A 9,757-nucleotide genomic window follows, 5' to 3' on the forward strand; every position below is an offset into this window, starting at 1 on the left:
TCGGGTCACCGGCGCGGGCGTCCGGTCGTACGACGCCGGGCGGAGCGGGCCGTGATGCGGCGCACTCCCGTCAGCACGACGCCGGCCGCCGCGGCGAGCAGCGCGGGGCCGAGCGGGCTGATCGGCCGACGTCGACCGAGCGGGGACACACGGGTCTGCTGAGGTCTCATGCCGCCAGGCTACGCCGGGCCGGCTGCCGCGTGCCGCCCCCATCACACCCACGATTCCGCGTCCGGGCGGCCGAGTAGACTGGGCGGGCAAGCACGCGGAGCGCCCCGGGCCGGGCGTGAGACGGCATCACACCGTCCTGCTCCGCGGCATCGTCCCGCACCCAGGAGCGTGTTCATGCCCATCATCGTCGTCGACGTCATGCCCAAGCCCGAGATCCTCGATCCGCAGGGCAAGGCGATCAACGGGGCCCTGCCCCGCCTCGGCTTCACCGAGTTCAGCCAGGTCCGCCAGGGCAAGCGCTTCGAGCTCACCGTGGAGGGCGAGGTCACCGACGAGATCCTCGCCCAGGCCCGCACGGCCGCCGAAGAGATGCTGTCCAACCCCGTCATCGAGGACGTCGTGAACGTGGCCGTCCTGGACGAGGCCGAGGGCGCCCGATGACCGAGCTCCCCCTCATCGGCGACTACTCGACGCCGGCGACGCCGCTCAGCGGCGCGCGCATCGGCGTCATCACCTTCCCCGGCACCCTGGACGACGTGGACGCGCTGCGCGCCGTCCGCCTCGCCGGCGCCGAGCCCGTCTCCCTGTGGCACGCCGACGCGGACCCGCAGCGGACGCTCACCGGCGTGGACGCCGTCGTGATCCCGGGCGGCTTCTCCTACGGCGACTACCTGCGCGCCGGCGCGATCGCGCGCTTCGCCCCCATGATGGACGCGGTGGCGACGGCGGCCGGCGGCCCCGAGGGCGACGCGGACGGCCTGCCGGTGCTCGGCATCTGCAACGGCTTCCAGATCCTCACCGAGTCGCACCTGCTGCCGGGCGCGATGATCAAGAACGACCATCTGCACTTCATCTGCCGCGACCAGGAGCTGGTCGTGGAGAGCACGGACACCGTGTGGACCCGCGACTTCGAGCAGGGCCAGACCATCACCGTGCCCCTGAAGAACCAGGACGGCCAGTACGTGGCGGACGAGAAGACCCTCGACGCCCTGGAGGCCGAGGGCCGCGTGGTGTTCCGCTATCGGGGCTGGAACCCGAACGGCTCGCGCCGGGACATCGCGGGCATCGCGAACCCGGCCGGCAACGTCGTCGGCCTGATGCCGCACCCGGAGCACGCCGTGGAGACGGGCTTCGGCCCGGACACCGCCGCCGGCCTCCGCTCCGGCGTGGACGGCCTCGGCTTCTTCACCTCCGTCCTGACCACCCTCGCCAGCCGTGGAGGCCATGCATGAGCCAGCAGTTCAACATCGAGACGGTCGCGGACGCGCAGGCGACGCCGGACGTCGAGCAGCCCTGGGCCGAGCTGGGCCTGAAGGAGAACGAGTACGCCGAGATCAAGAAGATCCTCGGCCGCCGCCCCACCGCGGCCGAGCTGGCCATGTACTCGGTCATGTGGTCCGAGCACTGCTCGTACAAGTCCTCGAAGGTGCACCTGCGCCAGTTCGGCGAGAAGCTCACCGATGAGATGAAGCAGCACATGATGGTGGGCATCGGCGAGAACGCCGGTGTGACCGACCTCGGTGACGGCTGGGCCGTGACGTTCAAGGTCGAGTCCCACAACTCGCCCTCCTACGTGGAGCCCTATCAGGGCGCGGCCACGGGCATCGGCGGCATCGTGCGCGACATCATCTCCATGGGCGCCCGCCCGGTGGCCGTGATGGACCCGCTGCGCTTCGGCGCGATCGACCACCCGGACACCGCCCGCGTGTTCCACGGCGTGGTGGCCGGAATCGGCGGCTACGGCAACTCCCTGGGCCTGCCGAACATCGGCGGCGAGACCCGCTTCGACCCGATCTACCAGGGCAACCCGCTCGTCAACGCCCTCGCCGTGGGCGTGCTCAAGCACGAGGACCTGCGCCTGGCCAACGCCTCCGGCGTGGGCAACAAGGTGGTCCTGTTCGGTGCCCGCACCGGCGGTGACGGCATCGGCGGCGCGTCCGTGCTGGCCTCCGAGTCCTTCGACGGCGACGGCAAGCCCGCCAAGCGCCCCTCGGTGCAGGTCGGCGACCCGTTCTCCGAGAAGGTGCTCATCGAGTGCTGCCTCGAGCTGTTCCGCGACTCCCTCGTCGAGGGCATCCAGGACCTCGGCGCCGCCGGCATCTCCTGTGCCACCTCCGAGCTCGCCTCCAACGGCGAGGGCGGCATGCGCGTGGAGCTGACGGACGTGCTGCTGCGCGACTCCACGCTGACCCCGGGTGAGATCCTCATGTCCGAGTCGCAGGAGCGCATGATGGCCGTGGTGACGCCGGAGAACGTCGCCGCGTTCGAGGCCGTCATGGCCACGTGGGACGTTGAGTACTCGTGGCTGGGCGAGGTCACCGGCGACGGCCGCCTGATCATCACCTGGGGCGGCGAGGTCATCGTCGACGTGGACCCGCGCACCGTGGCCCACGACGGCCCGGTCTACGAGCGCCCGTACGCGCGTCCGGCCTGGCAGGACGAGCTCCAGGCGGACACGTTCCGCTCCTCCGAGGCCGGTCAGCACCTGCCCGCCACGGGTGAGGAGCTGCGCGCCGCCGTCGTGGAGCTGATGAGCTCGCCGAACCTGGCGGACACCTCCTGGATCACCCGCCAGTACGACCGCTACGTCCGCGGCAACACCGCCCTGGCGGCCCCGGACGACGCGGGCGTGGTGCGCGTGGACGAGGAGACCGGCATGGGCGTGGCCCTGGCCACGGACTGCAACGACCGGTTCACCTACCTGGACCCCTACACGGGCGCGCAGGCCTCCCTGGCCGAGGCGTACCGCAACGTCACCACCGCCGGGGCCGTGCCCCTGGCCGTCTCCGACTGCCTGAACTTCGGCTCCCCCGAGGACCCGGACGTGATGTGGCAGTTCGCGGAGGCCGTGCGCGGCCTGGCGGACGGCTGCCAGACCCTCGGCATCCCGGTGACCGGCGGCAACGTGTCCCTGTACAACCAGACGGGCAACACCCCGATCCACCCCACCCCCACCGTGGCGGTGCTCGGCCAGCTGGACGACGTCCTGCGCCGCACCCCCTCCGGCTTCGCCCCGGACGCGGACGGCCAGGCGATCTACCTGCTGGGCGAGACCGGGGACGAGCTGGACGGCTCCGAGTTCGCGCGCCTGCGCGGACACCTCGGCGGCCTGCCCCCGAAGGTCGACCTGAAGAAGGAGCGCCTGCTCGGCGAGCTGCTGGTCAACATGTCCCGGGACGGCATGATCGACGCCGCCCACGACGTCTCCGGCGGCGGCCTCGCGGCCACCCTGTCCGAGATGGTGCTGCGCTTCGGCGTGGGCGCCCGCGTGGTGCTGGACGAGGTGCTGCGCCGCGACGGCGTGGACCTGTTCACCGCGCTGTTCTCCGAGACGCAGGCGCGCGCCGTCGTGGCCGTGCCCCGCACCGAGGAGGTCCGGTTCACGGACATGACCACGGCCCGCGGCTACGCGGCCGTGCGCATCGGCGTGGTGGACGCCGACTCCGCGGCCCTCGAGGTCCAGGACGCCTTCACCCTGCCGATCGCGGAGCTGCGCGAGGCCTGGGAGGCCACCCTGCCGAAGCACTTCGGCTGACCCCGTGTGGGCCCACGGGCCCCGGCACGACGACGGCCGCTCACCCCCCGGGGGTGGGCGGTCGTCGTCGTGGGGCGGGACGGTGGGACGCGCGCCACCGGCCCTCGGGCAGCCGTGCGCCTCAACCGTTGACGCGGCGGGCTCCGGTGACAAGAGTGATCCCAGGACAGCGCGCCAGCGCGCCGCCCGGCCCGTCCAAGCGGGTCGGCGCGGTCCCGACACACGAAGGAGACCACCCATGCGCCTCATCACCCTGGGCCTCGGCGCCGCACTCGGCTACCTGCTCGGCTCCGCCGAGGGCCGCAAGAACCTCGAGAAGATGACCCAGAACGCCCAGAAGCTCTGGAACGACCCCAAGACCCAGGAGAAGGTCGGCCAGGTCCAGGAGACCGCCCAGCAGAAGTTCGCTGAGGTGAAGAACTCCGATCCGGTGCAGAAGGCCACGGCGAAGGTGGAGGATGCCATGCAGGGCAACGACAAGAACAACGACGTCCGCGACGACCGCGTGACCGAGTCCAACAACGACAACGTCACCTCGGCGGTCCGCCACGGTGCCGAGCCGGACACCGTCTCGGACCCGTCCACCCCGCTGGGTGACGAGGGCCCGCAGACGCGCTGACCCGCTCAGACACGGCGGCCCGCCTCCCCGAGGGGAGGCGGGCCGCCGTCGTCGTGAGCCGGGTCAGCCGTCCTGCGTCAGGACCTCATCGGCCGGCGGGGCCTGCACCGGATCCACCTCGCCCATCTCGGAGAGGGTCACCACGGCCTTCGTGCCGGCGGACTCGGTCTCCACGGTGAGCAGGCGGCCGTCCTCCTTGGACACCGTGAACGCGGTCAGCTCCACGCCCTCCTGCGGGCCCGAGACGGGCTTGTCCAGCACGTAGCGGATCGCGTCCTGACCGCTGCGGCGGATGCCGTCCGCGTCCGCCTCGACGTCGTCCAGGCCGCCCGACTCCGGCAGGGAGCCCAGGAGCGAGCTCACCATCGCGCCCATGCCGGTGGCGCTGGGATCGCCCTCGTACGGGGTGGCGGTCCAGCGCTCCACATAGGCGGGATGGTCCTCGCCGCTCGCGCCGACGCGCTCCACCGTGAACCGGGAGTACGCGGTGCCGTCCACGATCCGGGACTCGTCCCGGGTGATCAGACCGTCGTCCTTGTACACGGACACGTACCGCATGGACGAGCCGTCCACGGGGCCGGAGATGTCCACCGAGTCCGGGACCGCGCGCCCGTTGCTCGGGGCCTCGGACCGCAGCTCGGTGACCATGCGGACGGAGTCGGCCTCCTCGAGCTGGGTGCGGGCGCGGTCCCAGGCGCCGGGGGCGTCGTCGCCCGAGGCGCAGCCGGTCAGCAGCAGGGCGGCCGCCCCGACGGCGGCGAGGGACAGGCCGCGGCGGGTGCGGCGGGTCTGGGTCTGGCGCTGCCTCACTCGGCCACCTCCTCCGGCGCCTCGGCCGGCTCGATCTGGTTCCAGTCGCTCAGGGCGTACTGCTGGGTGGCCCGGCCGTCGTCGACGGTGAGCGCGACCAGCTCGCCGTCGTCGTCCACCGTGAAGGAGTGCACCCGGGTGGCGTCGCCCTCGGCCATCGCCGCGTCGGCGACCTCCTCGGGCACGGCATAGCGGTAGGCCGTGCCGCCGTCCCAGTCGACCTCCTCGGCGCGCACCTCGGCGCCGTCGAGGGCGTCCGCCGCGGGGAAGCCCACCTGGTCGAGGAGGGACTTCAGGGGCGGCTCCTGCCCCTCGCCGGCCGGGACACGGCGCCACTGCGGGTCGGAGTACATCATCTGGACGTCGTCCGGGACGTCGGACCCGTCCACGTCGACCCGGACGAACACGTCCTCGCCGACCTGGCGGGACTCCATGGTGATGTGCGAGTCCCGGCCGACCTGCATGACGCCCTTCGACTCGGCGTCGCCGCCGTCGAGCCGGCCGGCGATGTCCCAGCGGACCGACTGCGGGCCCTGACGGCCGGTGGTGTAGGCGGTCTCGAGTCGGACGGTCTCGGCCTCGTCCAACTGGGTGCGGGCCTGATGCCAGGCCTCCCCCGCCGACTGCGGCTCGGATGCGCACCCGGCCAGGGCCAGGGCGCCCACGACGCCGAGCCCGGCCGCGCGGACGGCATGTCTGCGCTGCATGTTCTCCTCCTGGGGCTGCCGACCGGGGCGGGATGCCGCGGCCACTGGCGTCACCCTACCGGCGGCGCAGGGCGAAGGATGCGCCATGGTGGTTCTGCGGCAGGTGGTCGCCGCGCCCGAAGAGCTTGTGGCGCAGCGTGCCGTCCGTATACGCGGTCTTGTAGCGACCGAGCTTCTGCAGCTCCGGGACCACGAACTCCACGATGTCCTCGAAGGTGCCCGGGGTGATGTGGTAGGCGAGGTTGAAGCCGTCCACGTCGGTCTCGTCGGCCCACTCGACGAGCTGGCGGGCCGCGGACTCGCCGCCGCCCACGATCACGGGGCCGAAGCCGCCGATGCCCACCCACTCGGCGAGCTTGCGCACGGTCCACTCCTCGTCCGTTCCGGAGGCCTTCTGGAAGGTCTCCACGGCGGACTGGATGGCGTTCGACTTCACGTCCCCGATCGGCTCGTCCAGGTCGTACTGGGACAGGTCGATGCCCATCCAGCCGGACATGAGCACGAGGCCGCCCAGCGGGTCCACATACTGCGCCAGGTCGTCGTACTTGGCCCGCGCGTCCTCGTCGGTGGCCCCGGTGACGATCGTCTGCATCGCGAAGATCTTCACGTCGTACGGGTCACGGCCGGCGTCCACCAGGGCCTGGCGGATCCTCTTCACGGTGGCGGCCGCCAGCTCCTTCGTGGGGGAGTTGATGAACACGGCCTCGGCGTGCTTGCCGGCGAAGGCGCGGCCGCGCGTCGAGGCGCCGGCCTGGTAGATCACGGGGGTGCGCTGCACGGACGGCTCGGTGACGGCGTGGCCGGGGACCTTGAACCACGTGCCCTCGTGGGCGATGTCGTGGACCTTGGCCGGGTCCGCGAACACGCCGGACTCCTTGTCGTAGACGACGGCGTCGTCCTCCCACGAGCCCTCGAGGAGCTTGTAGACGACGTCGAGGTACTCGTCGGCGTGCTCGTAGCGCTCGTCGTGCTCCATCTGGTCGTCCTGGCCCATGTTCTGGGCGGCGGAGGGCAGGTAGCCGGTGACCACGTTCCAGCCCACGCGGCCGCCCGTGAGGTGGTCGAGCGTGGCGAGGCGGCGGGCGAACGGGTAGGGGTGCTCGTAGGCGGTGCCGGCGGTGACGCCGAAGCCGAGGTGCTCGGTGACCGCGGCCATCGCGGAGACGAGCAGGAACGGGTCGTTCACGGGGGTCTGCGCGCCGGTCCTGATGGCGGCCTCGGAGGTGCCGCCGTACACGGAGTACGGGCCGAGGACGTCGGCGATGAACAGGCCGTCGAACAGGCCCTTCTCCAGCGTCTGCGCCAGGTGCGTCCAGTAGCCGAGGGTGTTGTAGTCGCGGGCGTGGTCGTCGGGGTGACGCCAGAGACCCGGGGACTGGTGGGCGACGCAGTTCATGTCGAATGCGTTGAAGAGGATCTCGCGGTGCTCGTCCGGGCGGGTGGGTGCTCCGGCCCCGGCGTTCTCGGCGGTGCTCATGGGTCTCCTTTCCAGGGCCGCCCGGTCGCAGGGGCACGGCCGGGCGGGCGACGGTTCCGCACCATGCAACGCCGACGCGGCCGGCGGTGGAAGCCGGTCCGGCCCAGGGGTTCATGACGGCCCCGCCGGGCCCGGCCATGCGTCCGGCGCCCGGTTCGTGACATGCCCTGACGTGACGGAGGACACGTCCGCGGGTGGCGGCCCCGTTGCGGCCCGGCGGCACCCCAGCGCTGAGCCAGAGAAATCTGCTGCCTCCACCCTGCGGCGACGACCGAAACGTCTGGCTCGGCGCTGGCCCCGGCGCCCCCGGTGTGACGCCCGTGCGGCCCTCCGGCGCCGGCGGCGGGGCAGACTCGCAGCCGACCGGGCCCGCGGTGGTCTGCTGGCATCCGTGTCCGTCCGGCGCCGACACCGACGACGCAGCGACGATGGGAGCCCTCCATGAGCGTGCACGCGCCTTCCCGTGCCACCGCCTCCACCCCGGTCCGGGACGAGGACCGCCACAGCCTCGACGTCGTCTTCCGCGGCGTCGGGCGCACGTTCCCCACCGCGGACGGACCACGCGTCGTCCTGCGCGACGTGGACCTGACCGTGGCGCCCGGTGAGGTGCTCGCCGTGATCGGCGCCTCCGGCTGCGGCAAGTCCACGCTGCTGCGCGCCGTGGCCGGCCTGGACCCGGACTTCGACGGGGAGCTGCTGATCGACGGCTCGCCCGTGCGCCCCTACGACGAGCGCACCGCCGTCGGCTTCCAGGAGCCGCGCCTGCTGCCCTGGCGCACCCTGCGCCGCAACGTGGAGCTCGGCCTGCCCCGGGGGCTGGACCGCGCCGCGGGCCGGGACCGCGTGCAGGAGCTGCTCGAGCTCGTGGGCCTCGCGCCCTTCGCGGAGCACCGCCCCCGGGAGGTCTCCGGCGGCATGGCCCAGCGGGCCTCGCTCGCCCGCGCCCTGGCGCGCCGCCCCGGCGTGCTGCTGCTCGATGAGCCCTTCGGCGCCCTCGACGCCCTGACCCGTCTGAAGATGCAGGACCTGCTGCTGGACGTGCACGCCGCCACCGGCACCACCGCCCTGCTCATCACCCATGACGTGGAGGAGGCCCTGCAGCTCGCCGACCGCGTGCTGCTGCTCTCCCGTGACGTCCCGGTACCCGACGGCGTGGCCCGCCCCGGAGCGACCGTGGGGCGGATCGTGGACGTGCCGGGGGCCCGCCCCCGCGACCGCGCGGACACCCGCCTGGCCCGGCTGCGCTCCGAGCTCCTCGAGGGCCTCGGCGTCGAGAGCCACGCCCGATGAGCGGCGCCGGCTCCGCCCGCCTGACCCGTCGCACGGCGCTCAGCCTGCTGGCCGCGTCCCTGCCCCTGGGCCTGAGCGGATGCGTCCTGCAGGGTGAGGCGGGGGCCGGGCCGGTGAACGGCCCGGACACGCTGAGCATCGACTACGCCACCTACAACCCGCTCTCCCTCGTGATCCGCCACCAGGGATGGCTGGAGGAGACGCTCGCGCCCCGCGGCGTCCGGGTGAACTGGGTGTTCTCCGCCGGCTCCAACAAGGCCAACGAGCTCCTGCGCTCGAACTCCGTGGACATCGGCTCGACGGCCGGTTCCGCCGCGCTGCTGAACCGGGCCAACGGGGCCCCCACGCGCATCGTGGGCATCGCCTCGCGACCGGAGTGGTCCGCGCTCATGGTCCCGCCCGGCTCGGACATCACGGACGTCACCCAGCTCGCGGGCCGCACGGTGGCCGCCACGCGCGGGACGGATCCCTACTTCTTCGCCGTGCAGGCGCTCGAGGCCGCCGGGGTGGACCCGGCCGACGTCGAGATCCAGAACCTGCAGCACGCCGACGGCCGCGCCGCCCTCGCCGGCGGATCGGTGGCCGCGTGGTCCGGGCTCGACCCCATCATGGCGAAGGCCGAGGCCGAGGGCGCCCGCTTCCTGTACCGCGATCTCGCCCTGAACACGTTCTCCGTCCTCAACGCCACGGAGTCCTTCCTCGAGGAGGACCCGGAGACCGCCCAGACCGTCCTGGACACGTACGAACGCGCCCGCGCCTGGGCGCTCGAGCACCCGGACGAGACCATCGGGATCCTGGCCGAGGCCGCGAAGATCTCTCCCGACGTCGCCCGCACCGTGATCCTCGAACGCACCAATGCGGACGTCAGCCTCGTGCCGGGCCAGGAGCTGCTCGACGCCCTGACGGGGGTCGGACGGATCCTGGTCGACACCGGGTCCGTCGACTACCAGCACCAGGTGGACGCCGCGCTGGCGAGCATCCTGGACACCCGTTTCGCCGAGGAGGCCATCCGATGAGCACCGCCCTGACCACCCCCGCCGCGACGACGGGCCCCGAGGCGCGCGAGCGGTCGGGTCACGACGACGGCGACACAGGGGCGCGCCGACGGCAGCGGCCCCGGGTGCTGGACCGGCCCGGCGCCCGGAGAA

At 72.8% G+C, this 9,757-nt stretch carries 10 protein-coding genes; 6 read left to right on the forward strand and 4 right to left on the reverse strand.

What is annotated here, in order from left to right:
• Window positions 1–5: 5 nt before the first annotated feature.
• A complete protein-coding gene (locus D8M29_RS13525) occupies window positions 6–170 on the reverse strand; it encodes a hypothetical protein (RefSeq protein ID WP_153239430.1) in 165 nt (54 codons plus the stop codon).
• 175 nt (window positions 171–345) lie between these two features.
• On the opposite strand from D8M29_RS13525, the gene purS reads away from it, so the two are divergent.
• The 4 genes from purS (at window position 346) to D8M29_RS05035 (ending at window position 4,325) form a co-directional block, all read left to right on the forward strand.
• Window positions 346–612, forward strand: a complete 267-nt coding sequence (purS, locus tag D8M29_RS05020; protein WP_002856633.1) for a phosphoribosylformylglycinamidine synthase subunit PurS — start codon at window positions 346–348, stop codon at window positions 610–612.
• The gene (purQ, locus tag D8M29_RS05025) at window positions 609–1,403 is read left to right on the forward strand and encodes a phosphoribosylformylglycinamidine synthase subunit PurQ (RefSeq protein ID WP_087114442.1); all 795 of its coding nucleotides are present in this window, start codon (window positions 609–611) and stop codon (window positions 1,401–1,403) included. Before purS ends, purQ begins: the two co-directional genes overlap by 4 nt.
• Entirely contained in the window at window positions 1,400–3,706 is a 2,307-nt protein-coding gene (gene purL, locus D8M29_RS05030) for a phosphoribosylformylglycinamidine synthase subunit PurL (protein WP_101963302.1), read from the forward strand. Before purQ ends, purL begins: the two co-directional genes overlap by 4 nt.
• 238 nt (window positions 3,707–3,944) lie before the next feature.
• Window positions 3,945–4,325: a YtxH domain-containing protein gene (locus D8M29_RS05035; RefSeq protein ID WP_087114440.1), complete on the forward strand. Its 381-nt coding sequence runs from the start codon at window positions 3,945–3,947 to the stop codon at window positions 4,323–4,325.
• 63 nt (window positions 4,326–4,388) lie between these two features.
• Here the strand turns inward: D8M29_RS05035 and D8M29_RS05040 are convergent, their stop codons facing one another.
• From D8M29_RS05040 to D8M29_RS05050, 3 genes are read right to left on the reverse strand one after another with little or no spacing between them, the layout of a single operon-like run.
• A complete protein-coding gene (locus D8M29_RS05040; protein ID WP_101963301.1) occupies window positions 4,389–5,135 on the reverse strand; it encodes a hypothetical protein in 747 nt (248 codons plus the stop codon).
• Window positions 5,132–5,842, reverse strand: coding sequence for a Tat (twin-arginine translocation) pathway signal sequence (locus D8M29_RS05045; protein WP_233263236.1), 711 nt, complete (start codon window positions 5,840–5,842; stop codon window positions 5,132–5,134). Before D8M29_RS05045 ends, D8M29_RS05040 begins: the two co-directional genes overlap by 4 nt.
• Before the next feature lie 55 nt (window positions 5,843–5,897).
• Window positions 5,898–7,319, reverse strand: coding sequence for an LLM class flavin-dependent oxidoreductase (locus D8M29_RS05050; RefSeq protein ID WP_101963300.1), 1,422 nt, complete (start codon window positions 7,317–7,319; stop codon window positions 5,898–5,900).
• Window positions 7,320–7,760: 441 nt separating this feature from the next.
• Between D8M29_RS05050 and D8M29_RS05055 the strand changes: the two genes are divergently transcribed.
• Window positions 7,761–8,609 (forward strand): ABC transporter ATP-binding protein, encoded by an 849-nt coding sequence (locus D8M29_RS05055; protein ID WP_002857678.1) that lies wholly within the window; start codon window positions 7,761–7,763, stop codon window positions 8,607–8,609.
• The gene (locus D8M29_RS05060; RefSeq protein WP_127445827.1) at window positions 8,606–9,625 is read left to right on the forward strand and encodes an aliphatic sulfonate ABC transporter substrate-binding protein; all 1,020 of its coding nucleotides are present in this window, start codon (window positions 8,606–8,608) and stop codon (window positions 9,623–9,625) included. The genes D8M29_RS05055 and D8M29_RS05060 overlap by 4 nt, the downstream gene beginning before the upstream one ends.
• Window positions 9,626–9,757: the final 132 nt, after the last annotated feature.

Source organism: Micrococcus sp. HSID17227 (assembly GCF_003989405.1).
Classification (GTDB): Bacteria; Actinomycetota; Actinomycetes; order Actinomycetales; family Micrococcaceae; genus Micrococcus; species Micrococcus luteus.